We start from the raw sequence: 26,791 nt of genomic DNA, 5'->3' as shown, positions 1-26,791 counted from the left end.
CACCATTCTTCAACGGGATAAAAATCATGACAACAACCGCTACTAATCTCATCTTTCGTCCAAGCAAGACCCGCAGACTTGTTTCCGCGTGGATGGTCAAGGAACACGCGGAGGGGGCGATCCAGACCGTCAGTGAATATCACGATATCTTTGATCAGGTCATTTTCATGTGCGGCGGTGTTGCGGGTGATGGCTCGCTACCGCGTGACTGGTCAACCGACCAGCGACGCGAGCTGGCAAAAAAACTTCACGGCATGGGTGTATCCACACTCAATGACTACGGCGGTTCCTGGAAAAACTGCGGTGACCGCCTGCTTAAAGACATGACCATTGCTGATCGCTGGATCGATCGCATGGTCGAAGAATGCGATGCTGTCGGAACTGATGGCGTGGATATCGACTTTGAACACTGGCCGGGTGAGGGAAGGTACGTTTTTAACGAGTTTATTCGCCGGCTCTCTGTGGCTCTGCATGCGCGAAATAAAATGCTGAGCATCTGCCTCTACGCACTTTCACCGGAAGCACGTCGCGAGACTGGAATCGGATTCTGGGATGCGGCCACACTTGCTCAACATGCCGACCATCTGAGGCCCATGGCATACGACATGTATTGCCCGCCGTCACCATACATTGGGCCTACATCTACCGCACCGTGGGCACGCGACTGCATGACCCATATGGTGACTCATGTACCCAGACACAAGCTCATCATGGGCCTGCCGACCTATTCCGTAGATTGGGACATGACTGATCCGAGTCAGTCTCGCCAGGTGTACGATGCCCCATGGATCGCGGAGCGAGAAAAGGAAAGCATCATCGGCCGAGGATGGTGTTACTACTGGGATGTCAACTTAATTCGTTACACGGACAAAAACGGCCACCCGCATGTAATGTGGGTGAGTGACGCCAAGAGTACCAAGAGCCACCTGGTAACAGTTGACTCCATGGATCTGGGAGGCGTCTGTTTCTGGTGTCTGATTAACGAAGATAAGGAAATCTGGAAGTGCGTCCGCGAGCACTTTAAGCGGTGGTGAAATCGGTTGGATACGTCACGCTGCTGTTAGTGAGTGATTACATCATTTACTCAAACACCACCATGACATGCCCGCGGTCATGGGTCACCTTTACCGAAACACGACCAGCTTCATAGGTAAACGCCATCTCCTTGCCTTCGGGTGCCAGATACACGCGCTGCGGCATTTGGGGCAGCTTCAGCGATATCGGCACGCCGATGATTGGCGTGGGATCCTCAACAATATCCCGATTTTGTGTCCTTCTCTGTGGTGCAAAGCTCAGCAGGTGAACAATGTGGCGTGAGCCTTGTCTGAGCACTGAAGCCTCCAGAAAACTCGGCCCGCCGACACGTAATAACGGATCCGGCAGTAACCGATCTATCGCCTGTGCAATAAGGTGACGGTACGGGAGGTTTCCATGAGATGCGTAAGCGGTAAAAATCGGATAGGCGATTGTGATGACTCGGTCCTTTTGCACCGCAATCGAGTAACGCGACATCTTGTCGTATGGGGTCTGCGCGTGTGAGCTGAAATGACGCCAATTTCGCTCAAAGTATGGCTCGACGACACGACCAAGCGACTCCGATCCACGAAGAGGAGTAAGCCGCAGACCTTGCTCATACATGACATGATCCGCCTCGGCAATTCCTTTCTGGATCGCTCGATCGAATCTTAAATATGTGGTTGTGTACGGTGACACACCGGAACATGCCACACCCAACTCCGACATGATCGGCTTACCGGCTTCATCGAGTGCAGCATGACCAGTGACGAGTAATGATCCACCTGCCTTGAGATGTGCCTTTAACTTCTTCGTCAGAGCTGCATCCACCTTCACTGATTCGGGCACAATAATCAGGTCGTATCCCGTCAGTGATCCGGTTGGAGGTAGAAAATCAAATTGATGCTTCAACTGTTGCAATGCACGAACGACACCTTCAATTCCACCACCAGGACGCACCTGAAAACCATCTTCCGGCACAAAGATGACGCCGATATCCGCACACGGTTTGGCATCACTGCACCAAGGCTCACATGCTTCGACATGCGAGTACACACGTCCGATCAGTTCATACGCTGCCTTGTCAAGGATGCCTCGCGGATGCAGTTGATCACCCACGCTGCACTGCGAGCCTTGGCTGAGCATCTGCGTGCACTCGTACAGGAGTGCTGCGTCGGTCTTCAGCCCGCCGAAGTCCGCCCATCCTTTGTGGAACCTCGCGGTCATACCGAGCGTCGGCAGACCGAAATTTCGTGCGAAGCGCACATTGATCGGAAAATACATGTAACCCCATCCGCCGCTGGGTAGCGCTTCAATTTCCACATGGCGCAGATATTTCGCTTCCTCAACGAGATTTGAGAGCGACCGGCTGTTAAAAACTACAGGGATTTTCTTCCCCTTGTGTTGATCTTCAATCAACTTCTTATATCTGGCCATATAGCCCAGCGCAACGTGGTGGGCATATTTTTTGCGGTCAACCGCTTCATCGGGATTCAGTCCCAGCTTGAGCATGCCATCCGTCGCATAACGCGAGACGCTTTCCTGATCCCAGCACATATCGAGGAACATTCCATCCACCGGCTTGAACTTTTTGCAGACCTCGACAATCTGATCCGCCAGGTAATCAGCATATGGACTCGACATATCGAGAATATGCCATCCTCCGAATGAGTTGGATTGAGTCGGCCCCCCGCCGACGAGCCGACCGTCGGCTGCGACAGCACGCCAGCCGGGTTGAGTATTCGCGGCATATTCATCGCACTGAACACTGATGTATATCGGCGCACGAATCCCCACGGAGTGCAGCGCTTCGATCTGCTCACCCAGCAGATCAAGCCCGTGTCTGAGTCCGGGATGTCGAGCGGGGCTTTTTGTGTCGTAATAAAGGTGGCCATGATGACACTTGGCAAACAGCGTCATGCTATTCACGTGTGCCTCTTTGGCGCATTGTGCAAACTCCGTCGCATCAAAATCACAACCAACATCAGGGATCGCTGGGCCGGTATGAAAGTCGAGATGAATCTGACGAAATCGTATGGACATCTTGGATTCCTGAATATGTCTGATTCTGTGCAAGTGCCAATATTAAAATCAGCAAGCTATGGAGGGCATTTGAATGATCGGCTGGTTATCTGCTTTCGACACTGCTGGATATTTCATACTTGAGGGTATTCACTAAAGCAGTGTATTGATCTTTTCTAAAAGCCACCGAGCAAATTCGTCCTTGCTCATTCTTCCACCTGCATCACGGCTGCCGTCACAGGCGAGCCAGACGGGTGAGATGGAATGGGCATTCATGGTCTCAAGCGGATTGGCGACGATTGCATCTACACCTTTGCGTTTCATTTTTTCAATCGCACGGGCTTCAAGATTCGCAGGTTCTTCAAGTGCAAACGAAATCACGCGCTGATGAACTCGCTTTGATGCGGCCATCAGTGCCACGATATCAGGTGTTGGCTGGAGTTCGATCGTCAACGTGCCGGCCGTCGTGCGAGGAAGTTTGCCTTCATGAACGATTAACGGTCGATAGTCGGCGACGGCAGCAGCCATTACGAGCACATCATGATCACGCCAGTGCGCTTCAAGCAGTTGCTTTAATTCTGCAGACGTTTCAAAGCGGTGAACTTTCACTTGCGGACCAAGCGCCGGAGTCGCAGGACCAGGCCCCAATAACAACATCACCTCGTGACCTGCCTCGCTCGCAGATTTGGTGAGCGAAATACCAACACGCCCACTCGATCGGTTCGAAATGAACCGTACCGCATCGATGGGTTCGCGGGTTGGTCCGGCTGTAATCAGCAACCGCATACAAGGCCCCATGATGATCAGGTGCACGACAGCTGGAAAATCAAATATCCCTGATCAAGGCGAAAACGTAGAACGTAGATCAGATCCCAATTTTGACCACAGATTACGACTTCCGTTCACAACCTAACTTCCATTCGAGAGCACTTGGACCAATTGTGACAAGCGTCATCGGCGGCGGTGGGTTTTCCAGAACGAACTTGTTGACGTCCGCCAATTTCACTGCATCCACACGCTTTGATAATTCATCCAGTGACCGTGGCCGGCCAAAAAGGTACTGATCAAACGCAATCGCATGCGCGCGGGAATGGGTCGATTCTCCCTGCATGACCAAACGGGATTTCATGCCGACGATGGCACGGGTGAATTCGTCTTCCTTGATGCCGTCCGCCAATCTGCGTATCTCGCCCGTCAGGACATCGAGTGTTTCCTGTGCCCGCGGCGCAGTGGTTCCCGCATAGCTGAACACGGAACCGCGCGTCTTCCCAGCCGTATAGGACGCATAGACCGAGTAACAGAGTCCCCTCTTCTCACGCACCTCGGTGAATAGACGACCACTCATACCGCCGCTGAGAACCGCTATTGCGGCACGCTGATAAATACTGTTCTCTGCGGTTTCCGGCAGTGCGTCATACGCCAAGCCGATATGTACTTGCGTGGTATCTGCGGTCTGATGGGTGTAACCGCGTGCTCCGCGTGATGGAGTATCGTATGGTTCGATGCTGCCCTTCCAGCCAGCGGTAAGATCTCCAACCTGATCCTTTAATTCATTCCAGTCAAACTTACCGGCAAAGCCGAGAATGGATCCGCTCGGCACAAAGGCTGTCTTTGCGTATGAACACACATCACCAATGGATACTTTTTCAATATCCTCTCGTTTTCCAAGAGGTGAACGACCGAAAGGTTCGCCGTAGTGGCGATGCCGCAGTTCAATGAATACTTTTTGTTGTGGTTCATCATCAAGCGCATCGAGTGACTGCAACGCCAGATCTCGACTGGGTTCGAGTGCCGACTCGGCAAGCATCGGACGAAGGACCATATCAAAGAGCAGCGGTAATGCTCGACTAGCCTGAGAGCCAATCATCGTGGCGGAGATGTTGAGGTGATGCGTCTCAACGCTGGTGCCTCGATTGATACCCAGATAGTCAAGGGCATCGTTGTGGGCGCGGGCATCAAGGTCACCTGCGCCGCGGTTAATCATCTCCGCCAGCAAAGGCGCGACGCCTTGTCGCTCCTGAGGCTCGCGGGATAACCCCGCTGGAGTCAACAGTGACATCGCCAGCGACTGCGCACCCGGTACCGGCTCAGCGAGGAGCCATAGCCCATTATCGAAGCGATGCATAAATATCGAAGTCATGGCGGGATTGTAGCGGCACACCGGTTGGATCAAAGCACACAGCTCGCTCCGTGTCCTTCTCCTTACAAACCCGTAAAATCATAATGTGACAACAACCGGATCTGCATTCATCAACCGAACTCAGTATCTCGCTGCGCGGGAGGCTTGCCGTACACAGGCAGCGGACTTGTTTTTTGCAACACACTTTCTGCCCTCCAAAGACCGTGCAGCAATCATGGTTATCCGTGCGGTTTTGCGGCAACTCGTAGAAATTGTGGATCCGCATGCCAAAGAGCACGGGAAGCCTTGTACAAATGAGGAACCCGACAACCACTGCACAAAACGACTGGCGATGGGTGAGACGGCAACAGGAGGATGCGAGAGCTGTGGCGGAGAATCCCCCGAACGCCGGAGAGCCGTCTGCGCAGCGGTCCTAGATTTTCTCTATTCGGGTCAGGTGAGCGGCAAACCGGAACTGGACGGATTTAGCACCATCGCTGCGGAATACGATCTGCCTCGTGAATACTTTGATCGCATTGTCAATGGTCTCTCATCCTTTCTCGAGACGCGCCGCTTTGCAACATGGAATCGACTACGACTGTCCATTACTCCGTTTGCGGAGTCTGAAGCTGCGCTGGCATTTTTGGTTCTTCGCGCTAAACCCGAACCTCTGACGGGTACGGAAGCAGCGCAACTGTCAGCGTGGGCGACGGCATTGCACTTTGCTGCGAGGTTGCCTTATACGTCAACCTATTGGAAGCAAGGCCGACTTATTCTTCCTCTCGAAGATCTGATTCGACACAATCTCACGGAGTCGGATCTCGATGCTCTCTTCACGCCGCAGGAACAGTCAAACCTCTCGAAGGTGCAGCTTGATAACGGACAGCTCGCGCAGTGCTGGTCCTCACTGATGAAGCAACAATGCGAACGAATCCGAACCCTTTACCACGGCGGTACGGGCTGGCTCAAGTCGCTCCCGCCTTCGGGCAACAGGGCAGCGGCGATCTTCGGCGACAGCATCTTCGCACAACTCGAACGATTTGAATTATCAAACTTTGATCCAACAGTAACCTTGTGTACATCACACCGCGTGTCGCTTTGGTCGAGACTGGCGCGGATTCCAACCGCAATGAGGCTCAAGCGCCGTAACAGCAAAAAGTAACCCGATTGACGCTCGATCATCAGAGACTATCGGTTCAAGTTAAATCGGCCCAATTCGGAAGCATTGGCGATCAGGTATTTTTCTATATTAAATAGCCCATAATCACGGGGGTAAACGCCGGATGTGTTAACCTCGTGAATTACCAAGAGCCTTCCTGCATGGAACCATCCTCTACCTCTCCATCGAAGACGCGAACCAGCGACCGACATCTCTGGCAAATCCGCTGGGTACGTGATCTCCTGATTATCGCAGTCGTCTTCTTGGTGCTTGATGTGGGCTATCACGCACGAGCGATTACGGTGCCAGCTCTCATGGGGCTTGCCCTTGCGTATGCTTTCAATCCGCTCATCACCTGGGTCCATCGTCGGGCCCGCATTCCACGACCAATTACCGCAGGGATCATTCTCATCATCTTGTTGGGAGCAATCACCGCACTGTTGGCCTATCTGGGCCCGCTGCTGGTGGATCAGATTGCAAGACTTTTCAGCAAGTTCGACATCTACGTTGCCAGTGCGAGTCAACACATCGGACATTGGATTGAAGAATTACAGCGACGGGCACAGGAAATGACCGGCGGGGTAGCACATACGCAGCCCGCTTCCACCCTGTCCGATGCTTTCGAGGTTGCGGCAACTCAAGCAACGCAGCCCGCACCGCAGCCCACGGTTACAACGATGCCAGCAGCTCTCCCCTTCCAGTGGCCACAGATTATGGGAGTGCTTTCCAAATCACTGAACCTCGGTATCAGCCTCATCATTTCGACGTTTGGTCTGATGACATACCTTCTGATCGCGGTAGTGCTTGTATTGTTTTCGTTTTTTATGTTCAGTTGGCAGTTCGAAGGTATCGTGCAGTGGTTCAAACAATTCATCCCCGCTTCTAATCGTGAGCGTACTCTCGATATTCTCACCAAGATGGATAAGTCTGTGTCAGGATTTATTCGTGGAAGGCTTCTCCAATCGCTCATACTCGGAACCGTGCTTACCATCGGTTGGGCGATCGCCGGCGTGCCGTTCTGGCTTTTGCTGGGCATTATCGCCATGGTCCTGAATCTGATTCCATACGCAGCTGCAGTGACCTGGCCGACCGCGATCTTACTGACGTGGGTGGACCGTATCAGCGGCGGCCAACCATTCAGCATCTGGCTAGTGGTGATCTGGCCGACTGTCGTTTATGTCGCTGCGCAATCTCTAGACGGCTGGGTCATCGAACCCATGGTACAGGGCAAGGCAACGAACCTGCATCCGCTCTCAATCCTGTTAGCGGTTTTGATTGGCGGTACTCTCGGCGGAATTTTCGGCATGATGCTGGCAATTCCGACTGCTGCATGCATCAAAATACTGATGCAGGAAATCGTGGTTCCAAGCATTAAATCGTGGGCGGCTGCTCATTAATCCGCGACAGAACTGCGACGACAGATCCGCGAATTCACAAAACGTCAAATTTCTTGAAGTCGTGGACCACGCTGCCGACAATATCGTTGGATTGTCAGCAATATCAGTTTGGAAAGTCACTCATGCCTCCTCGTATATCACGATTGGCCGCTGTGATCTGGCTGCTTGTGTCAGGGGGGTACGTGCAATCGATTTTTGCGGAAACCCCTCCTCCGACCACACAGCCAGCGGAAGAGATCCGCGGTGTGCGTAGCGGTCCATCGGATCAGCGACCCATTGTGCGACGACTCGCTGACCGCATCGATCAAGTAAAAATCGAAGCGCCCGCAAAAGAAGCTTTCATCTGGTGGTCACACACGACAGGAATACCGCTTGTCGTTAACTGGAATGGACTAGAGGAGCAAGGCATCGATACCAATGCTCTGATCAACCTCGATCTTCACAACGTACCTGCTGGACAAGTTCTCGGCTTGCTCATGACGCAGACATCCTCTGACCTTCCGCTGATCTTCGAGGCCAGTTCGTCCTATATCGAAATCATGACACGAGACGATGCAAACAAACAGCTTGTGATGCGATCCTACGACATCAGAGATCTGCTGCACGCGCCTGGAGAAATCAGCGCCCCTGATTTCAATATCAGCAAAGCATTTGAGAGTGGTTCCTCACGCGACCGTAGCGGTGGAAGCGACAACGATCGCAGCCTATTCGATGACAACAGCGGTACCTCCTCATCCGCGCAACGCTTGATCGACAAGACTCCTGAGCAACGAGGCGACGAGATCGCTCAGATCATTCGCGATACGATCGAGCCTGATGTATGGAGGGACAACGGCGGTTCGGCTTCCATCCGATATTTTCAGGGAAAATTGCTGATAAATGCTCCGCTCTACGTACATTCCCAAATCGGATTGAGTGCTGACAACGATCAGGCCATTGGCGTCAATCCGCGCCGCTACCTCCGCGATACTGATACCGCCGCCACCCGACCTACCGGGGCGTCACGCGGGATTTCATCCGTCGATAATAGCAAAGCCTCAGCAATTTCCGGACAGGAAAGCAGGTAAACCGCACAACGATTATCGCTTTCTCATTCGTAACCGCGCTGCCAGCACGATGTGCCGGAGTTTTTCGAGCGGAAGAGAATCAAGATACTCATCGGTAAAGTCCACACGCAGTTCTTCCAGACTGCGCAGTTCTGCTTTACACCTCTCACGATCGAGTGATGAGATGCGAGTCACAAGATGGTCAAGTGATGTATCGATACCCATGTTAGCGCACGAAGTGATTCAAAACGAGTTGCTGTTACACGTACAGATCAACCATGCGACCAATCTGCTCAGATATCGGTGGAAGCGGCTGAATGCGATAAATCGTCTCGACCGGATAGGGCGGCGGAGATTCCTCGCGAAGTTGCGGTAATCCGACGGGCAGCTGCGTGTCGTAAGGAAATGGTGCGGGACACCAATCTCGGAAATGGCCGCTATTTTCACACGCGAATAACGGTGAGGGAACGATACCACAGCGGTGTGCTGCCGAGATATGGGAAGACGCGGCAGAGGTCCCGCGCGGCGATCCAACAAATCTCAGCCTGCCGAATTCGTTGCGGCGGATCAGTGTAATCGTGAGATTGGCGTGCGGGTCAACGCGCATCACTCGGATTGATGCTATTTGCGGGCCACAATCACCCCTCCTTGATTGGAATTGCTATCCTCTTAATATTTCTGAGTTTAGCAGTCACGCGATGAGGACCGATGACTTCCGTAGGCGCGGGATGGTGACGCCACGCGACAGTGACGTAGCCGATATTCGACCCCGCCATTACGATCACACGGCCATGCGTGTGGATGATTTAGATTATGAGCTTCCTCCCGGACGGATCGCAACTGAGCCGGCGGAACCGCGCGATGCTGCGAGGTTGATGGTTGTCGATCGCAAGCGTCAGCGGATTGAGCACCACTACGTGCGTGACTTGCTTGGGGTGCCCGGCAGTCCACAGCCTGGTGATTTGATGGTGTTTAATCAGACGCGCGTACTGCCCGCATACTTCACAGCTATACGAGCCGCAACGGGGGGCAAGGTTTCGGGGCTATACCTTGCTGAGAGTGACGGCCTATGGCGCATCATGCTCGAATCTAGAGGTACTTTACAGCCAGGCGAACTGATCACGCTCGATGATGAAACCTCGCTGGAACTTGTTAATCGCGTGGACGGCGGCGAATGGCGCGCACGACTGCGCAGCCCACAAGACACCGTTGCAACCTTGCAGCGCGTAGGTGTCACACCTTTGCCTCCCTACATTCGACAGGAACGTCGCGCCAAAGGGGAGAAGGAAATACGTCCCGACGATGCGACGCGATATAACACGGTTTTCGCACGTGATGCAGGGTCGGTTGCAGCTCCAACAGCCGGCCTGCATTTCACCCCATCGCTGCTCAAAGCGATCGATGCTGCTGGTGTGCGTCGCGCCAGCATTACACTTCACGTCGGCCTGGGTACTTTTTCTCCGGTTCGTACGGAAAACCTTGAAGACCATGCGATCCACCGTGAATGGATCGATATATCAAGTGAGACAATCGCACTACTCCAGGAAACCCGCGCAGCCGGGGGGCGGATTATTCCCGTTGGTACGACAACGGTGCGCGCTCTGGAAAGTTTGCCCTCAAACTGGGAATCACTTAAAGGCTATACAGCGGAAACCGACCTGTTCATCACCCCCGGCCTTAGCGAGAGTGGCCCTGGAGCTTTCGCCTTCCGCTTCACAGATGCTCTGATGACAAATTTCCACCTGCCGCGATCTACGTTACTTGCACTGGTCGCAGCATTGCCGAATGTGGGTGTGGACCGTCTAAAGCTCTGGTACCACACCGCAGTTGCGGAGGGTTATCGCTTCTATTCCTATGGCGATGCCATGCTCATCATTTGATCGGAGTCGGTGCAGGTAATAGCTCGTCTTGCCGAATCGGTAGCTCCAACCGCTTCTGATTAACCGCCTGACTCAGATCGTATGGACCGACCGATAGCCGGCGCAGCGACGCAAGGTGTCCACCAGTACCTAGTGCTCTGCCGATGTCACGAGCTAGACTGCGAATGTAGGTTCCCTTCCCGCAAGTCACACGGATGCGAGCAGTCGGCCAAGCGTAGTCAAGCAGATCAATCGCCGCGATGTTCACCATACGCGGAGTTAATGCCACCGATTCACCCCGGCGGGCCAGTTTGTATGCGCGTTGTCCGTTGATATGTACCGCACTGAATGCCGGCGGTGTCTGCGCTATCTGCCCTACGAACTTAACCAGGACTTTGCACAGGTCTTCCCGGCTCGGTGTAATTACTACCGTAACCTCCTCGCGCTCACCTTCCCGATCATCGGTGGCAGTAAAAGCGGAAAGATCCACATCAGCTTCGTAAACCTTGGTCATGCCCATGAGTGACTCGACGCAGCGGGTGGCTTTACCGATGCAGACAATGACCACCCCGGTCGCCAACGGGTCGAGTGTGCCTGCGTGGCCGACCCGTTTCATCGACACCGCTCGACGTACGTGACGAATCACGTCCATCGAACTCCAACCCAGAGGCTTATCGACAACGAGCAAGCCGTTGAGCGGCTCGGCGGGTTTGTGGGAATCAGTCAAAATCGCGTTCCTTTACTTCGCCAGACGGATCAATAGGATAGTCCATCCGTTTCTTTCACCTGGAGAGGTGTCCGAGCGGCTGAAGGAACACGACTGGAAATCGTGTAACGGGGCAACCTGTTCGAGGGTTCGAATCCCTCCCTCTCCGTTGTGAAAAAACCCCGGTAATTACCGGGGTTTTTCTTTGGTCAATCCCACCACAGTCAGCCTGCTGTAAAGCCTACCCTCCTGATCGCAACAGGTTAATGCGGAATCCAACAGGAAGACTCCCCTTCCTGGAGCATGAGGCATTTATCGCTGTCTGCGGCGGTTCAAAGCAAGCGTGCCGATCATCAAAAGCGTGAAACTCGTCGGCTCGGGCAGTGGGAGCAACACCAATCCGCGGAAATCGGTGTACGAATAGAGAGTGCCATCAACGATCTGTGGCTCCACGGGGGTAGAAATAAAATAGCTGGCACCAAAGGGGCTGCTGATCGGAGCGTTGTAACCGCCAGTGTCGATGAGTCGGAAGATGCCCCGATCGGTTGAGGCGAAAAGCGTCACGACGCCATCGACAACACTCGCATCGAGAGCGTTGATTTCATCATTGCTCAGCGACAAGCTGCTTACGACGCGCCAGTCCTCGCGATGGTCGTCAGGGTAGGTATTGCTCGTGGGATTCACCAGTGCCCATTTCTGATAGTCCTTTTTTCCACCCGTTGTGTATGCGGTATCAAAGCCGGGCACGGATGGATCCAGATCGAGGAGGAGGATATCACTCTTGGGGTAGAGCTTTCCGGAGGAACCGCCGGAGGTCAGGTTGCCTCCAAAATCGGTGTTGGAGCCTTCTTTGTTAATTAGCTCCGGGACAAGCGGGATCGGGGTATCAGCACCCGGCGTGGGTAATGGGACCGACGTGGCGTAGGCTCCCCGGTTACCAAATGAATGCTGTGATGCAGTGATCGCGTACAGTTGGCCATCCACGATGCGCGTGTTGCGCAAGCTATCCGGCTCCAAAGCTCCGCCAATTGTTTGTGTCTGGCTGATGTTGATCGAATCATTCGACCCCAGAGTCGGTACGTAGCGCAGGCCGCCTGTAGTCGTTGCGATTTCAGTCAGGCCATCGAGATAATCACCTGAACCTGCCGTCCAAAACCGCGTGCCGTCATCCGAGGCAACAGCGGTAATATTCGTGTGGTCATAGGCATCGTTGAGCGCGGTCGTCGTGTCCACATTCCATAAAGAATCAACGCGACCAATCACGCGGCTGACGGACGCAGCAGACTCGAGTGCTGGATCGTTAGTGCCGCTATTAATTGAGTCCGGGGTGTAGGTTGCACCATCGATCGATCGGTAACCGCCAAACAGGATGTACTGACCATTCGAGGAAAGATTAAGGTGACCGTCGTGGGCATCGTTACGCCCGCCGAGAGTCAGTGCCCCCGCGCCGGTGCTGGGGATCGCATGGGATGCAACCAACGCACCCGTCGATGCGTTGTATTCATCCAGAAAGAGCGGTTCCGAACCGAGCGTCAGTGCGCTGGCACCATCTCCAACACGGAGTACGACGAGGTTTCCAGGCGCAAATGCGCCGTTCGCCGCCCCACTGGTAACCGCGATACCTGCCGCGAGCGTCATCATTCTCCACTTAGTCTTTCGCATGTGCGTTGACCTCCAAAAAATCATCCTTGACGGCAGGGATGAGTCAAACCCGATCTGAAGCCGTCATTCAGATCGATGGCGCACCGGGATTCCACACCAGGCGGCCGGGTTGGTTGTAATCCGACGGTGCATTGGGAGCGCCGAGGATTTCGCTGCGTTGGAAAAAGTTGACGTGGTTGTCGAGAAACAGCAGGAAGCCGCCGCCTTCGTGTCGAGTAGTGAACTCCTTCCAGCTCACCTGCGCCTGCCCCACATCGGAGTTGAAGTATGGTTTATATTCGTCAGGCCTCATCAGTTTTTCGATCAGCACTACCGTGGCGGTCGGCTGCGGAAACATCGTGATCGGCATGAGCACGCGATCATTAATGTGACGATCCTCGACGCCTTGATCGAGCTGCGTGTTGTATCCGTATGACCAGAATGTCTTGCGTCGAACGGGAATCGTCCCCGTGACATCGCAGCCCCAGAGCATGAAGTAGCCGTCTGTCACAAGGTCGCCTGTCCCCGATACGCCACCGGGAGGATCGGAGCAGGGACAGACAAAAAGTCCTGAGTTGCGCCAGTTAGGCAGGCGGGTCGTGCCAGCAATGTCGGCAAGCTGCTGCTCGTTATAGCTGAGCTGGCCCGCGTAAGTCGGGGCGACGTTGAACCACTGCATCGAGTCTTCCCAAGGCCCAACGTGACGGATCGGTCGATCGCCTTCCGCATAGCAGTCCCACGGCAGGATTCCTTTCGAATCGTTTGTGTAAATCTGGAAACTGGTACCCATCGTCCGCATGTTGTTCATACACGGGATGCGCTTGGCAATTCGGCGTGCCTTTCCGACAACCGGCAGGAGAATCGAGATCAAAAGCACCACGATCGAAATGACGACCAGCAACTCAATGAGCGTAAACCCACGCCGAGTTCGTCGCACACCGTTTGAGATGCACAACTCTTTGGCTCGACAAGCGAAGCCACCACCCTGCGACACAATCGCAAGGTTCGGTAGATGACTCTGATAATTGAAAGTGATAATCACTCTCATGAGATTCGGGCCCGAAGCGTTCGGTCGTCGGAATTACGGTCTCCCGACAACAACATCCTTTTTAAAGTCACCCATTCCCCAAGCGTTTATAACGGTTCAATACGGGCGGGAATAACAAGAACCCACTGCGAACGATCTATGATTTAGACTATTCACATTGCAAACTCAACGCAAATCCGTGCACTTCCAACCCTTCTCGGCGTGTACCCCTGCTGGATGGCAGGTTTCAGCATCGACCCAAGCCGGTCCGCTTGCTTCGCGGACTTCGCAGTTCAATGCGACGCTAAAGGAATTCCCGGAACAGGAACCGCGGGGTGCCTACCTCGTGCCAGTCGCACTGACCTTCCAGCTGCAGGTGGTTGACCGTAACCAAAGGCAGTGCTGCGGTCGAGACAGCACCGGGTAAAACTCCTTGAAACTCACGAGGCTCCCGCATGGAACAGACATGGAATTCAGCCATCGTGTCACGATCAGGCTGCTTGCACCGCCTAAGTGGGTCATCGATTCAGGGTGACGTGGTGCGGATCGGCTGCTTTCCGCGATTTCGCTGCGATGCTATCCTCATCTCCACATGAGCGCAACCATTGCCCTGCGCCGACTCACCAAGAACTACGGCAAGACCGTCGCCGTCGATCAAATCGACCTCGACATACCGGCCGGCTCGCTCTTTTTTCTCCTCGGCCCCAGCGGCTGCGGTAAGACCACCTTGCTCCGCATGCTTGCGGGATTCATCGAGCCGACAGCCGGCTCAATCACTTTCGACGGTAAAGATGTCACCCATCTGCCTGCCAATAAGCGCCAATGCGGCATGGTGTTTCAAAGCTATGCACTTTGGCCGCACATGACGGTGAAACAGAACGTCGCTTTCGGATTGACGGTGCGCAAAGTCCCTGCTGCCGAGGCGGAACGACGAATTGAAGCTGCGCTTAAAAACGTGCAGATGGAGAGCTACGCGCAGCGTAAACCCAATGAGCTTTCGGGAGGACAGCAACAGCGCGTCGCACTGGCGCGGGCGATGGTAATCGAGCCGGCACTGCTGCTGCTCGATGAACCGCTGTCCAATCTTGACGCCAAGCTACGTATCGAGATGCGCTCAACGATCCGAAATATCTGCAAGGCTGCGAATATCACAGGCGTTTACGTGACACACGATCAGAAAGAAGCCTTGTCGATGGCTGACCGCATGGCGGTGCTCCGCGCGGGAAAGGTCATCCAGGTCGGCGAACCACGAACGCTTTATGACAGGCCGGCTAATCGTTTCGTGGCTGACTTCCTTGGTGAGACCAATTTCCTCAGCGCGGTAATTCTTGGACGCGAAGGCGATGAGGTGCTGCTCGAATCTCCGGCTGGAAAATTGCGATCCCGCGCCTATCCGAAAGACCTTCCGCAGGGCGGCGGAGTGACCGTGTCTATTCGGCCTGAGGCTCTTCGCATCTGCAATGGAACTGGCAGCACGACAGGAAGCAGCAACGTCCTCGTCACCAAGCGGGTTGAATCCACCTATCTTGGCGAGGTGGCACAACATCAACTCGCCATAGGCGACCAGACACGGCTCAAGGTATTCGAGCTCAACCCTCGCGCAGCAAGTGATACCGACAGAACGATCCGTGTCGAAGTATCCCCAGAGGATGTTGTGATACTTCAGGATTGATCAATAAGCAGGAAACCAAGTAGTTACCCGTTAGGTAGGGGCTTTCTCTTCCGGTTACTGCTCGATTTGCAGCGTCCCAAAATCATCACACGCAAGAAATTCGTAGCGGCGGCTGGATTTGACCCAATGATCCAGACCGATAAACTCTTCATTTTGCAACCGTAAAGCGAGATTACACAGCAGGATTTTGACGTTCCGCATTCTCGTCAATGTGGTAGTTCGATTATTTTGCCCGCTACCACTTCCTTTTCGAGATTTCGGTGATAGGTTTATCCACCGGTTCACGTGAGAACCGATGCTGCTCGTGATGGTGCAGCCGTGCTTCGCAGAGATCAGATGGGGAGAAATCAAGTGCAACGTAACGGTTTTCGAGCGCAATGTTGCGCCCGGCGGGGATTCACCCTCGTCGAGTTGCTGGTGGTTGTATCAATCATTGCCAGCCTTGTGGCACTCCTGCTGCCCGCGCTGGCAAGCGGTCGTGCAGTGGCTCGACGCACCAAGTGTGCTGTCAATGAACGCTCAATCGGTCAAGCGACTTTCGCGTATGCCAGCGAGCGGGGTTACATGAACCCCCTCACTAAAGGTACGGATGGCTTGCCGATGGCTTCCACTCCGATTCTCTGGTGGGGACAGGCTGCTGCGGTGACCTATCCGGGATTCAGCTATTTTCATTACGGCACACTAATCGGTTCGAACTTCATTAATGCTACGTCGTTCATCTGCCCCGACAGCAGCATGTGGACAACAAGCCCAAACAACATGGGCGGAGTTATCTACAGCTATGATCCGAAAAACGCTGGTCTCACCAATCACGTATTCATCGGAACGTATATTCCGCGAGCTATCGGGGCACAGGCACCGGTGCGTCTGGATGAAGTCGGCTCCAATTTATTAGGCGACATCACCACCCGAAAAGCCCTGCTCATCGACATCAACCAGCCGAATTCGTCCGCTCAGAATCATCGTGCAGGCGTGAACGTGCTTTACCAGGATAGTTCCGTGAAGTTCGTCGCCAATCCGCGACCAACGTATGGGATCACTCCCTCGTCCGGTTCACAATGGTCGGAATTGGATCGCGGACTGCTTCAATAAACGGCACTTTCACTACACTCGTCGTTGAAATTAAAAGACCCGCGAGCCTGAGCTCACGGGTCTTTTTCATTGATGAATCAAATAACCCTGCCTACCACCCGCAGTGTCATTCCTTCGTCTCTTCGACCGCGGTCGGATCGACCTCGCCGAGGAGTTGCGCCACGAGACGGCTTTCGCCGACGGTGGTCTTGATCTGATCCGGCGTTTCGGCACCGGCGGCCTCCGCCAATGCTGCTGCATCCTGCAGGTCTTCCTCACGCGACGGAGCTTCCTGCGCTACCGGCTCAGCCAGCTTGACGACCTTGAGGTTGGTGTAGGGTTTGAAGCCAGTACCGACCGGAATGAGGTGCCCAAGCAGCACGTTTTCTTTGAGGCCAACCAGGTTATCTGTCCGTGCTGCCAGCGCAGCTTCGGTGAGAACCTTGGTTGTTTCCTGGAAGCTCGCACCGGATAGGAACGACTCGCTCTGGAGCGAAGCCTTGGTAATACCCAGGAGCAATGTCTTGGCTGTCGCGGGTCGTGCTTTGGTGGCCTTGGCCCCCTGCTTGTCGTCGGCCTCGGCCTTGGCGTTTGCCTCGCGGACCTCCTGTTTGGTCACCAGCGAGCCGACAGCCAAACCCGTGTCGCCGGAGTCCTTGATCCGCACCATCTCGCCAACCTGTTCGTTAGCTTCGCGGAAACGGAACTTGTCCACGACTTCGTTGGGCAGGAGCTTTGAGTCACCCGGATTTTCCAGACGCACCTTACGAAGCATCTGGGCCAGGATAATCTCGATATGCTTGTCGTTGATCGGCACACCCTGAGCGCGATACACGTTCTGCACCTCATCAAGCAGGTAGCTGAACAATGCTTCCTCACCCTTGATGCGCAGAATATCGTGCGGCACGAGCGGACCATCGATCAACGGATCACCAGCCGTCACAAAATCACCTGTGTGAACGAGCAGGTGACGATCCTGCGGAACGTGGTGCTCCTTCTCAAGCCCGCCTTCACCTTCGGCGGCAGAGCGTACGATGATCGTCATCTTTCCGCGACGACGATCGCTGCGCAGCTCGACGGTGCCGGAGATCTCCGCCATCACAGCTGCATCCTTGGGCTTACGAGCTTCGAAAATCTCGGTGACGCGAGGCAGACCACCGACGATATCGCTCGATCCCTTGGCTTCACGAGGCTGTCGAGCAAGCATATGTCCTGCCTCGATGATCTGGCCCTCGGTCACTTCGATACGAGCCTTGGCAGGCAGGTAGTGGAAGTCGAGGATCTTGCCGTCGGCACCCTCAATCACGATTCGAGGATGCATCTCGCCTTTATGTTCGATGACAACCAGTGACTCTTTCGGCCCGCTCGTGGCCTTCTTGCCCTTGCCGCCGGCCGCTTCCTTCTCAGGGCGTACCGTCTCACCTAGTTTGATGTCCTCAAACTTCACCGTACCGCCCTTTTCGGCGAGGATCGGAGTTCGGTGCGGGTCCCACTTCACCATGACCTGATTTTTCTTCACTTCCTGACCAGGCTTGACGGTGATGTAGGCACCGTACTGGAGTTTGTATTTCTCCAGTTCGCGGCCTTTGGGATCATGAATGGAAATTTCACCGTTGCGCTTCAGGGCGACGAGCACGTCGTTGCCGTCTTCATCCTTGACCGGCACTTCGTTGGCGTCGCGGATCTGCACCGTACCGCCATGCGTCGCTCGGTATTCGGTTTCGACCAGGGTTCGTTGTCCGATACCGCCCGTGTGGAAGGTACGCATCGTCAACTGCGTGCCCGGCTCACCGATCGACTGGGCACCGATGATGCCAACCGCCAAGCCCTCTTCGACGAGCTTGCCGGTGGACATATCCTGACCATAGCAGGTCGCACAGATACCACGGCGGGATTCACAGGTCAGCGGTGAACGGACCATCACCGAGTCGATACCCAGAGCCTCGATCTTCGCAGCGGAAATATCGTCGATGAGTGCGTTTTCTTCGACGATAAGCTCATCGGTGATCGGGTTACGGATGGTCTCACGAGCTGACCGTCCAACGATCGAATCGCGGAGCGGAACGTCGATCTCTTCACCCTTATAAATCGCTCGCTTGGTGATGCCGTTCTTGGTCTCGCAATCCACTTCGTAGATGAAGACGTTCTGAGCGACATCAGCGAGCTTACGCGTGAGATAGCCAGAGTCGGCAGTCTTGAGAGCCGTATCAGCCAGACCCTTGCGGGCACCGTGTGTCGAGCTGAAATATTCGAGCACGTTCATGCCTTCGCGGGCGTTGGCACGGATCGGCGTCTCGATGATTTCACCGCTGGGCTTGCTCATGAGGCCACGCATACCGGCAAGCTGCTGAATCTGGCTGACGTTACCTCGAGCACCCGAGTCGCTCATCAGCCACACGGGGTTCATGTAGAACTGGCCCTGCTTGGAATCCACTGGCACCGGCAGGCCGTTGTGGTCACGACGGTCGGTCTTAAGCTCGCGGAGCAGTTCCTTGGTCACTTCTTCACGGCAGTGAGTCCAGAGGTCGAGCAACTGGTTGTACCGCTCACGTTCAGTAAGCGCACCGGCGTGGAATGCGTTCTCCACGCGATTTACCTTCTTCTGCGTGTCGTCGATGATTTCCTGTTTACGCGCGGGGATTCGCAGGTCGGTGATGCCGAAGGACAGACCAGCGACGGTGGATCGCTTGAAGCCGATTTCCTTCAGGTTATCGAGCAGTTCAATCGTCGCGGGTCGTCCTGCTCGCTCGTACGTGTCGTCGATCACGCGGGCGCAACCCTTCTTACCGAGCACGCAGTTATAGTAAGGCAGGCCGTGGACAACCATCTCGTTGAACATCAGCCGACCGATCGTCGTGACGATGCGGCGTGAGGCGGGCATCGGCTTGGGATCACCCTTAGGCTCGCTGACGATGTCGATGTACTGGCCTTCAGGCAATCGCACGACGATCGAGTCGTGAATGCCGACTGTCTTGAGATCGTAAGCCAGCAGTGCTTCGGTCGGATCCTTGAACTCCTTGATCTTTCGCAGAGCTTTCCTCTGGTCGGCAGAAAGTGTTTTAGGCGGATTGGTCAACAGCCCAAGCGTCTCCTCGGGCAGCGGTTCAGGCAGCGAGGTGATGTAATAGACACCCAGCACGATGTCCTGTGAAGGCGAAATAATCGGATTGCCGTTCGCAGGACTGAAGATGTTGTTGGGGCTGAGGATCAAAATATGCGCTTCCGCCTGCGCCTCTACGGACAAGGGCAGGTGAACCGCCATCTGGTCACCGTCGAAGTCCGCGTTGAAGCCCGTACACACCAGCGGGTGAATCTTGATCGCGTTGCCTTCCACCAGCACCGGCTCGAACGCCTGGATACCCATACGGTGCAGAGTCGGTGCGCGGTTGAGCATGACCGGATGCTGATAGATCACTTCTTCCAGGATGTCCCACACTTCAGGGTCACGCCGCTCGAGCATCTTCTTGGCGGACTTGATTGTGTCCACCAGGCCATGCTCTTTGAGCTTGCGGATAATGAACGGCTGGAAGAGTTCCAGTGCGATCTTCTTAGGCAGGCCGCACTGATTGAGTTTCAACTCAGGTCCGACGACGATGACCGAACGCGCTGAATAATCGACGCGCTTACCCAGCAGGTTTTCGCGGAAGCGGCCCTGCTTGCCTTTGATCATGTCCGTCAGCGACTTGAGCGGACGGTTCGAAGAACCCAGTACCGGACGACGGCATCGACCGTTATCAAACAGAGCATCAACCGACTGCTGAAGCATTCGCTTTTCGTTACGAATGATGACCTCGGGCGCATTGAGGTCCATCAGCTTCTTGAGCCGGTTGTTGCGGTTGATGATCCGGCGGTAAAGATCGTTGAGATCGCTGGTCGCAAAATTTCCCGACTCCAGCAGAACCAGCGGCCGCAGATCGGGCGGGATCACCGGCACCACATCCATGACCATCCACTCCGGCTTGTTTTCCGAGTGGCGAATCTGCTCAACGATCTTAAGCCGCTTGGAGAGATCCTTGATCTTCTGTTTGGACCGTGTGTTTCGGAGATCTTCGCGGAGCTGTTCGTTGAGCTTGTCGAGGTCGAGGCGCAGCAGCAGATCCTTTGCCGCATCCGCACCCATGCTGGCGCGGAACGAGGAGCCGTGCTTTTCCACTGCCTGACGATGCTCTTCTTCGGTCAATACCTGCTTCTCAGTCAGCGGGGTGTCACCCGGATCGATGACGACGTAATCCTGAAAGTAGATCACCTTTTCAAGGTCGCTGGTCTTCATGCCCAGAAGATTTCCCATATGGCTGGGAATGGCTTTGAAGAACCAGATATGAACCACTGGCGCAGCGAGATTGATGTGTCCCATCCGTTTACGACGGACACGGCTGTGCGTAACCTTCACGCCGCAGCGATCACAGATGATGCCCTTGAACTTCGTACCTTTGTACTTGCCGCAGGCGCACTCATAGTCGCGCTCCGGGCCGAAGATGCGCTCGCAGAAAAGGCCGTCCTTTTCCGGGCGATAGGTGCGGTAGTTGATCGTCTCGGGTTTCTTGACCTCGCCGAACGACCACGAACGAATGTCGTTGGGACTGGCCAGAGTGATTTTCACCGAGCCGTAATCATTGACGCGATCGTAAACTTGCTCTGCCATCTTTTGACCTCTCACGCAGTGGTGGAGAATTATTTCTTTACCGTAAACGTCAGATCGAAGAAGCCATCTCTTTGCCTGCCGAAAACCTCGGAAATCCAAGCTTGATTCAGCGGAATCACACGGCTTGAGACGCGCGATGATTAAAGGCTGGCGTGTCCAAACTCACTAGATCCGTACGCAGCAACCCAAATCACCGTTGCCTGTCTATCCGCGATACTTCGCGCATCCTCAAAGGATGTTGCTGCCCTCCAATGGTGCTTTTTCCAGGGTAATGTTCAGTCCCAAGCCCTTGATCTCGTTGCAAAGCACATCGAAAGCGACCGGCATACCCGCTTCCAGCGTGTTGGTGCCTTTGACCATCGACTCGTAAATCTTGGTCCGGCCTTCCACGTCATCGCTCTTGACCGTCAGCAGTTCTTGAAGCACGTACGCGGCACCGTACGCTTCAAGACCCCACACCTCCATCTCACCAAACCGCTGACCGCCTGTGCGAGCCTTACCACCCAGCGGCTGCTGAGTGATCAGTGAGTATGGACCCGTCGCGCGGGCGTGAATCTTGTCATCCACCAGATGGTGGAGTTTCAGAAGGTACATGTAACCAACCGTTGTCTTCTGATCGAACGGTTCACCTGTGCGGCCATCGTAAAGCTGAATCTTGCCGCCCGGCGGCATCTTCGCCAGAATTTCGTGCGGCTCAGGAGACTTGTTCTGCTCCGCCAATTCAACGGTACGTTTGTCCACATAATCATTAGCCTCGGCAATGGCGGCATGAATCTCAGCCTCCGTCGCACCGTCGAATACCGGAGTGATCGCCTGGAAGCCCAGCACGCCGCACGCCCAACCCAGATGCGTTTCAAGGATCTGGCCGACGTTCATACGTGAAGGCACGCCCAGCGGATTGAGCAGAACATCCACGGCTGTACCGTCCTCAAGGAACGGCATTTCTTCCTCCGGCACGATACGGGCAATAACACCCTTGTTGCCGTGACGACCGGCCATCTTGTCACCGACCGACAAATGTCGCTTGGTGGCCAGATAGACCTTGACCATTTCAAGCACGCCTGATGGCAGTTCGTCGCCGCGCTTCATGTGTGACAGACGACGCTCGCGTTCCTTCTTGACCGCATCGATGCGAGGCCAGAACTGACCGTAAATCTGCTCGGCCTGCTGACGTGCGGCCTTGGATCCCTTGACCCAGTCAAGGCTGAAGCCGTCCACCTGCTCCACCACGACTTCCGTGATGTCGCTGGCACCGACTTTCTGCTTGGTGCCGGGGTCAACCATCGGTGTGCCGGTAACCTCGTTGATCTGATCCACCATCTGGCGGAAGAGGTCCGCGCGGCGTTTGTCCATCTCGGCCTCATAGTCACGCATCTCGCGCTTGAGAGCCTTCTTCTGGTCCTCGTTAAGGTGCATGCGACGGCTGAACCGCTTGGCCGCGATCACGATGCCTTCCGTACCCGCGGGTACTTCGAGCGAGTCGTTCTTCACGTCTTCGCCAGCTCTGCCGAAGATCGCGTGCAGCAGTTTCTCTTCGGGTGACAGTTCGCTCTTGGATTTGGGGCTTACCTTACCCACGAGGATGTCGCCGGGCTTGACGAACGCACCGATGCGAATCACGCCCATGTCATCCAACATGCTCAGCGTCTTTTCGCTGACGTTGGGGATATCACGGGTGAATTCCTCGCGACCAAGTTTCGTCTCACGGATCTCCACATCGAACTCTTCGATGTGGATCGAGGTGAATACGTCACCCTTCACAAGACGCTCGTTGATGACAATCGCGTCTTCGAAGTTGTAGCCATCAAACGTATTGAACGCGACGAGCACGTTCTTACCCAGTGCCAGTTCACCCTGATAAGTTGCGGCACCGTCGGCGATGATCTGGTTGCGCTTGACCTTCTGGCCGAGCTTTACGATTGGCTTTTGATTGAGGCATGTACGCTCGTTAAGGCCGACAAATTTCCGCAGTTCGTATTCGTCGGCGTTGTCAACAATGATCCGTGTCGCATCGACGAAGGTCACGGTCCCCGCATTTCGTGCGCGAACCAGCATGCCTGAGTACTTGGGGATTTCCTTTTCGAGACCGGTACCCACACACGGAGGTTCCGTCTTCACCAGGGGAACAGCCTGCCGCTGCATGTTCGATCCCATCAGTGCACGGTTTGCGTCGTCGTGCTCGAGGAACGGAATCAGGGCTGCTGACACACCCACGATCTGCTTGGGGCTGATATCGATGTACTGGATCGTCGTGCTGTCCACCTGCGCCAGATCGCCGTCCACGCGAGCCAGCACGTTGCCCTTCTTGAGCTTGCCGTCAGGCTCGATCGCATCGGTCGGGCCAAGAGTGATCTTCATCTCCTCGTCGGCACGAAGGTAGGCGACATCGCTGGTGCTGGTTTTATGATTTTTAACAATGCGGTACGGCGTCAAAAGGAAGCCGTACTCATCAATCTTCGAGTAAATCCCCAGCGAAGCGATAAGGCCGATATTCGTGCCTTCAGGCGTTTCGATCGGGCAGATACGGCCATAGTGCGAGATGTGTACGTCGCGCACCTCAAACCCGGCACGCTTGCGGTTGAGCCCGCCGGGACCTAATGCCGAGAGCCGCCGCTCATGCGTCAACTGCGACAGCGGATTCGTCTGATCGACGACCTGAGACAGTTCACCGCGACCGAAGAAGTGATCGACCGATGAGCTGATGCTCTTGGAGTTGATCAGGTCTGCAATCTTCGCCAACTCGTCAGGGTCTTTGACGCTCATCCGCTCCTGAACGGTGCGGCGGAGCTTGAGGAAACCCTTACGCATCTCCTCTACCGCAAGCTCGTCGAGCGTACGGAGACGGCGATTCCCCAGATGGTCAATGTCATCAACGTGGGCTTTGTTTCGGTTGGAACGCAGATCGAGGATGTAGCGAATGACCTGGAGGAAATCCTCAGCGGTCAAAGCCATCTTGTCCTCAGGCGTGCGGAGGTCAAACTTCCGGTTGATACGGAAGCGGCCGACCTTACCCAGCCGGTAACGGTTCACGTCAAAGAACTTCTCAGCGAAAAGCTGTCGCGCTTTTTCGACTTGCGGCGGATTTCCCGGGCGCAGACGTGCATAGAGGTGCAGAAGCGCAGCTTCGTGCTCGCTGACCTTCACATTCAACTCGTGGGCGCGTTCATCAGCGATCGTGTTGAGGATCAGTTCGTCGGTCACATCGACGATGACTTCAACAGTTTTGAGATTCGATGCGAGAATCTTCTCGATTGCCTCGCCGATGACAGCACCTGATCGGACAAGCTCCTCACCCGTCTCCTTGTCGATGATCGCGCTGGCCGCGAAGTGCTCAGGCTTGAGCTTAGCCACTTCGATCTTCTGCACGTCGTAGAACGCGCGGATGATTTTTTCCGTGGTCGAGTAGTTCTCGTCAATAGCGCGGAGGAACGTCGTCGAAGGGATTTTGGTGGACTGATCGATGCGCATCTGGAGGACATCCTTCTTGGATACCTCCAGTTCAATCCATGAACCGCGTTCGGGAATGATGCGAGCCGAATGCAACGGCCGGTCGGCCTCAGCGGACGCGATTGAAAAGTCCACACCAGGCGAGCGGTGCAGCTGATTGACGATGACGCGCTCAGCACCATTGATGATGAACTCGCCGCCACCCATCAGGATGGGGATTTCACCCAGATAGATCTCCTCCTGGGGAACCTCAGCTACGTCCTTGCGCTCGAGCTTGACGCCGATGCGGAACGGCCGGCCAAAGGTCAGCCGCAGTTGTCGGCACTCGTCGGGCGTATAACGCGGCTCGTCAAGTTTGTAGTAGAGATACTCAAGCTTCATATTCCCGTCGTAGGAAACAATCGGGAATACTTCACGCAGAAGGGATTCGAGTCCCATCTGCGTATCTCGCTTGTCGTGTTCGGAATCCAGCTGGAGAAACCGCTCATAGGCGGCCTGCTGAACTTCCACAAGGTTAGGTACTGATAGCGCGTCGCCGCGCTTCGAGTAGTCGCGCACCGTCTTCAACAGCATCGATCACCTCGATCTGGTAGGCGTAAAGTGTGTAATTCCAACGCGTTGTATGATCACCTGCCCGGCTGCCCACGTCGCAAGTCGTGTAGTATAGTCAAATAACACTCAAACCACAAGTCACATTTTCAAGAATTTTAAAGTTTTCCACATCAACCCTCTCCTCTGTGGATTTCACATAACCAAGGGAGTTGCTCGACCCTCCAGCTGACTCATCTGCATTACCACGGCACGAGGTTCAGGGATCAGATATGCCAAGGCCCGCATCCACGGGTGGCAAGATCAGGTCGTATTCTGAAAACTCCCCTCTGGCGAAAAGCATTGGCTGTTCGCACTACGCTCCCAGCGAGTAGGTCTCGCCTGAGCTGAATAGTGCTTCCAGGTCGCCCAGCCCCTTGGCCTTGACCGCATCTTCGACCTGCTTGGCCAGCAAGTCCTCATAGCATGCGTGGCTGTTGCTGTAAAAGACCCCCATCGGCTCCGGGAACTCAGGGTGGCTCATCCGGGAAAGCATGAATGCCAGACTCTCGTCCGTCTCGTCGTGGAAAAGAAGGTCATCTTCCTTGACGCCGTTTTCGCCCAGCTTCACGATTTCCGGTTTGTGGTCGTGAACACGGATACCCTTGTCACGAGCTTTACCGAAGATCAGAGGCTTGCCGTGTTCCAGCCGGATAGTGTGTTCTTCCTTGGTGTCTTTGTCGGTGGCGTACTCAAAAGCTTTGTGGTTAAAAATATTGCAGTCCTGATAAATCTCAATGAATGCAGCACCTTTGTGCTTGGCGGCTCGCTCGAGGACAGTGCCAAGATCCTTGTCCACGTCGATCGCCCGCGCAACGAAACTCGCTTCTGCCGCCAACGCCATCGACATGGGAGAGATCGGCATTTCGATCGAACCCATCGGGCTCGACTTGGTCTTCTTGCCCTCTTCGCTGGTCGGGGAGTACTGACCTTTGGTCAGGCCATAGATGCGGTTGTTAAAAAGCAGAATCTTGCAATTGATGTTGCGTCGAAGAAAGTGGAGCAGGTGGTTACCGCCGATGGATAGTCCGTCGCCGTCACCTGTGACGATCCAGACATCAAGCTCCGGGTTAGCGATTTTGACACCGCTGGCGATAGCCGGTGCTCTGCCGTGGATCGAGTGGAAACCGTAGGTGTTCATGTAATACGGAAACCGGCTGGAGCAGCCGATACCCGAGACAAACACCGTGTTCTCCCTGGTATTACCCGATTTGGCCATCACCTTTCGGACCTGGTTGAGAATCGCATAGTCACCGCAACCGGGACACCAGCGCACATCCTGGTCAGAGGCGAAATCTTTTGCTGTCAAAACGGGAAGTTCTGTTGACTTAGCCATGGTATTTCTCGGTTTTGAGGGTTCGTCGCACCGCTTCCTTCACAG

17 protein-coding genes and 1 tRNA gene are annotated in these 26,791 nt (G+C 54.9%); 8 read left to right on the top strand and 10 right to left on the bottom strand.

Translation table 11 applies throughout. From position 1 onward, the window contains the following. Positions 1-26: 26 nt before the first annotated feature. Positions 27-1,034: a hypothetical protein gene (locus tag IT444_06295; GenBank protein ID MCC7192378.1), complete on the top strand. Its 1,008-nt coding sequence runs from the start codon at positions 27-29 to the stop codon at positions 1,032-1,034. Positions 1,035-1,080: 46 nt separating this feature from the next. Here the strand turns inward: IT444_06295 and IT444_06290 are convergent, their stop codons facing one another. The 3 genes from IT444_06290 to IT444_06280 all read right to left on the bottom strand — a co-directional run bounded on the left by IT444_06290 (position 1,081) and on the right by IT444_06280 (position 5,176). Continuing rightward, on the bottom strand, positions 1,081-3,057 hold the full coding sequence (locus IT444_06290) for an alpha-L-fucosidase (protein MCC7192377.1): 1,977 nt from the start codon (positions 3,055-3,057) through the stop codon (positions 1,081-1,083). A 132-nt stretch (positions 3,058-3,189) separates the two neighbouring features. Beyond that, positions 3,190-3,822 (bottom strand): phosphopantothenoylcysteine decarboxylase, encoded by a 633-nt coding sequence (locus IT444_06285; protein ID MCC7192376.1) that lies wholly within the window; start codon positions 3,820-3,822, stop codon positions 3,190-3,192. Positions 3,823-3,925: 103 nt separating this feature from the next. Beyond that, positions 3,926-5,176 carry an insulinase family protein gene (locus IT444_06280; protein MCC7192375.1) on the bottom strand — a complete coding sequence of 417 codons (1,251 nt, stop codon included), beginning with the start codon at positions 5,174-5,176 and terminating at the stop codon, positions 3,926-3,928. Positions 5,177-5,261: 85 nt separating this feature from the next. On the opposite strand from IT444_06280, the gene IT444_06275 reads away from it, so the two are divergent. The 3 genes from IT444_06275 to IT444_06265 all read left to right on the top strand — a co-directional run bounded on the left by IT444_06275 (position 5,262) and on the right by IT444_06265 (position 8,778). Then, on the top strand, positions 5,262-6,317 hold the full coding sequence (locus IT444_06275) for a squalene/phytoene synthase family protein (protein MCC7192374.1): 1,056 nt from the start codon (positions 5,262-5,264) through the stop codon (positions 6,315-6,317). A 158-nt stretch (positions 6,318-6,475) separates the two neighbouring features. Beyond that, positions 6,476-7,711, top strand: coding sequence for an AI-2E family transporter (locus tag IT444_06270; GenBank protein MCC7192373.1), 1,236 nt, complete (start codon positions 6,476-6,478; stop codon positions 7,709-7,711). A 182-nt stretch (positions 7,712-7,893) separates the two neighbouring features. After that, the gene (locus tag IT444_06265; protein MCC7192372.1) at positions 7,894-8,778 is read left to right on the top strand and encodes a hypothetical protein; all 885 of its coding nucleotides are present in this window, start codon (positions 7,894-7,896) and stop codon (positions 8,776-8,778) included. A 12-nt stretch (positions 8,779-8,790) separates the two neighbouring features. Here IT444_06265 and IT444_06260 read toward each other — a convergent pair whose 3' ends face one another. Next, positions 8,791-8,982, bottom strand: coding sequence for a hypothetical protein (locus IT444_06260; GenBank protein MCC7192371.1), 192 nt, complete (start codon positions 8,980-8,982; stop codon positions 8,791-8,793). Between the two features lie 503 nt (positions 8,983-9,485). Here IT444_06260 and queA point away from each other — a divergent pair. After that, the gene (queA, locus tag IT444_06255) at positions 9,486-10,637 is read left to right on the top strand and encodes a tRNA preQ1(34) S-adenosylmethionine ribosyltransferase-isomerase QueA (protein MCC7192370.1); all 1,152 of its coding nucleotides are present in this window, start codon (positions 9,486-9,488) and stop codon (positions 10,635-10,637) included. On the opposite strand, the gene truB is transcribed toward queA, so the two are convergent. Then, positions 10,630-11,343, bottom strand: a complete 714-nt coding sequence (truB, locus tag IT444_06250; GenBank protein MCC7192369.1) for a tRNA pseudouridine(55) synthase TruB — start codon at positions 11,341-11,343, stop codon at positions 10,630-10,632. The two genes, queA and truB, sit on opposite strands and share 8 nt — an antisense overlap. Before the next feature lie 61 nt (positions 11,344-11,404). On the opposite strand from truB, the gene IT444_06245 reads away from it, so the two are divergent. Continuing rightward, a tRNA-Ser gene (locus tag IT444_06245) sits at positions 11,405-11,491 on the top strand. Between the two features lie 143 nt (positions 11,492-11,634). Here the strand turns inward: IT444_06245 and IT444_06240 are convergent. Next, complete coding sequence (locus tag IT444_06240) at positions 11,635-12,984, bottom strand: hypothetical protein (protein MCC7192368.1); 1,350 nt, start codon at positions 12,982-12,984, stop codon at positions 11,635-11,637. Between the two features lie 67 nt (positions 12,985-13,051). Next, positions 13,052-14,011: a type II secretion system protein gene (locus IT444_06235; GenBank protein MCC7192367.1), complete on the bottom strand. Its 960-nt coding sequence runs from the start codon at positions 14,009-14,011 to the stop codon at positions 13,052-13,054. Positions 14,012-14,582: 571 nt separating this feature from the next. Between IT444_06235 and IT444_06230 the strand changes: the two genes are divergently transcribed. Together IT444_06230 and IT444_06225 are read left to right on the top strand one after the other, a co-directional pair. Next, positions 14,583-15,662, top strand: coding sequence for an ABC transporter ATP-binding protein (locus IT444_06230; protein ID MCC7192366.1), 1,080 nt, complete (start codon positions 14,583-14,585; stop codon positions 15,660-15,662). 336 nt (positions 15,663-15,998) lie between these two features. Then, positions 15,999-16,754 carry a prepilin-type N-terminal cleavage/methylation domain-containing protein gene (locus IT444_06225; GenBank protein ID MCC7192365.1) on the top strand — a complete coding sequence of 252 codons (756 nt, stop codon included), beginning with the start codon at positions 15,999-16,001 and terminating at the stop codon, positions 16,752-16,754. A gap of 106 nt (positions 16,755-16,860) precedes the next feature. Here IT444_06225 and rpoC read toward each other — a convergent pair whose 3' ends face one another. The 3 genes from rpoC to IT444_06210 all read right to left on the bottom strand — a co-directional run bounded on the left by rpoC (position 16,861) and on the right by IT444_06210 (position 26,746). Next, the gene (gene rpoC / locus IT444_06220; protein MCC7192364.1) at positions 16,861-21,375 is read right to left on the bottom strand and encodes a DNA-directed RNA polymerase subunit beta'; all 4,515 of its coding nucleotides are present in this window, start codon (positions 21,373-21,375) and stop codon (positions 16,861-16,863) included. A gap of 228 nt (positions 21,376-21,603) precedes the next feature. Beyond that, entirely contained in the window at positions 21,604-25,395 is a 3,792-nt protein-coding gene (gene rpoB, locus IT444_06215) for a DNA-directed RNA polymerase subunit beta (GenBank protein ID MCC7192363.1), read from the bottom strand. Positions 25,396-25,726: 331 nt separating this feature from the next. Beyond that, positions 25,727-26,746: a 2-oxoacid:ferredoxin oxidoreductase subunit beta gene (locus IT444_06210; GenBank protein ID MCC7192362.1), complete on the bottom strand. Its 1,020-nt coding sequence runs from the start codon at positions 26,744-26,746 to the stop codon at positions 25,727-25,729. Positions 26,747-26,791 lie beyond the last annotated feature (45 nt).

This window comes from Phycisphaeraceae bacterium, from assembly GCA_020851465.1.
Lineage (GTDB): Bacteria > Planctomycetota > Phycisphaerae > Phycisphaerales > Phycisphaeraceae > JADZCR01.
This window is presented reverse-complemented; position numbering and strand designations above follow the sequence as displayed.

Excerpts from the sequence above, each read along its gene's own strand:
- IT444_06230 (MCC7192366.1), top strand. The coding sequence starts at position 14,583 with ATGAGCGCAACCATTGCCCTGCGCCGACTCACCAAGAACTACGGCAAG.
- IT444_06240 (MCC7192368.1), bottom strand. The coding sequence starts at position 12,984 with ATGCGAAAGACTAAGTGGAGAATGATGACGCTCGCGGCAGGTATCGCG.
- rpoC (MCC7192364.1), bottom strand. The coding sequence starts at position 21,375 with ATGGCAGAGCAAGTTTACGATCGCGTCAATGATTACGGCTCGGTGAAA.
- IT444_06295 (MCC7192378.1), top strand. The coding sequence starts at position 27 with ATGACAACAACCGCTACTAATCTCATCTTTCGTCCAAGCAAGACCCGC.
- IT444_06235 (MCC7192367.1), bottom strand. The coding sequence starts at position 14,011 with ATGAGAGTGATTATCACTTTCAATTATCAGAGTCATCTACCGAACCTT.
- IT444_06280 (MCC7192375.1), bottom strand. The coding sequence starts at position 5,176 with ATGACTTCGATATTTATGCATCGCTTCGATAATGGGCTATGGCTCCTC.
- queA (MCC7192370.1), top strand. The coding sequence starts at position 9,486 with ATGGTGACGCCACGCGACAGTGACGTAGCCGATATTCGACCCCGCCAT.
- IT444_06260 (MCC7192371.1), bottom strand. The coding sequence starts at position 8,982 with ATGGGTATCGATACATCACTTGACCATCTTGTGACTCGCATCTCATCA.
- IT444_06290 (MCC7192377.1), bottom strand. The coding sequence starts at position 3,057 with ATGTCCATACGATTTCGTCAGATTCATCTCGACTTTCATACCGGCCCA.
- IT444_06225 (MCC7192365.1), top strand. The coding sequence starts at position 15,999 with ATGGGGAGAAATCAAGTGCAACGTAACGGTTTTCGAGCGCAATGTTGC.
- IT444_06270 (MCC7192373.1), top strand. The coding sequence starts at position 6,476 with ATGGAACCATCCTCTACCTCTCCATCGAAGACGCGAACCAGCGACCGA.
- IT444_06285 (MCC7192376.1), bottom strand. The coding sequence starts at position 3,822 with ATGCGGTTGCTGATTACAGCCGGACCAACCCGCGAACCCATCGATGCG.
- rpoB (MCC7192363.1), bottom strand. The coding sequence starts at position 25,395 with ATGCTGTTGAAGACGGTGCGCGACTACTCGAAGCGCGGCGACGCGCTA.
- IT444_06210 (MCC7192362.1), bottom strand. The coding sequence starts at position 26,746 with ATGGCTAAGTCAACAGAACTTCCCGTTTTGACAGCAAAAGATTTCGCC.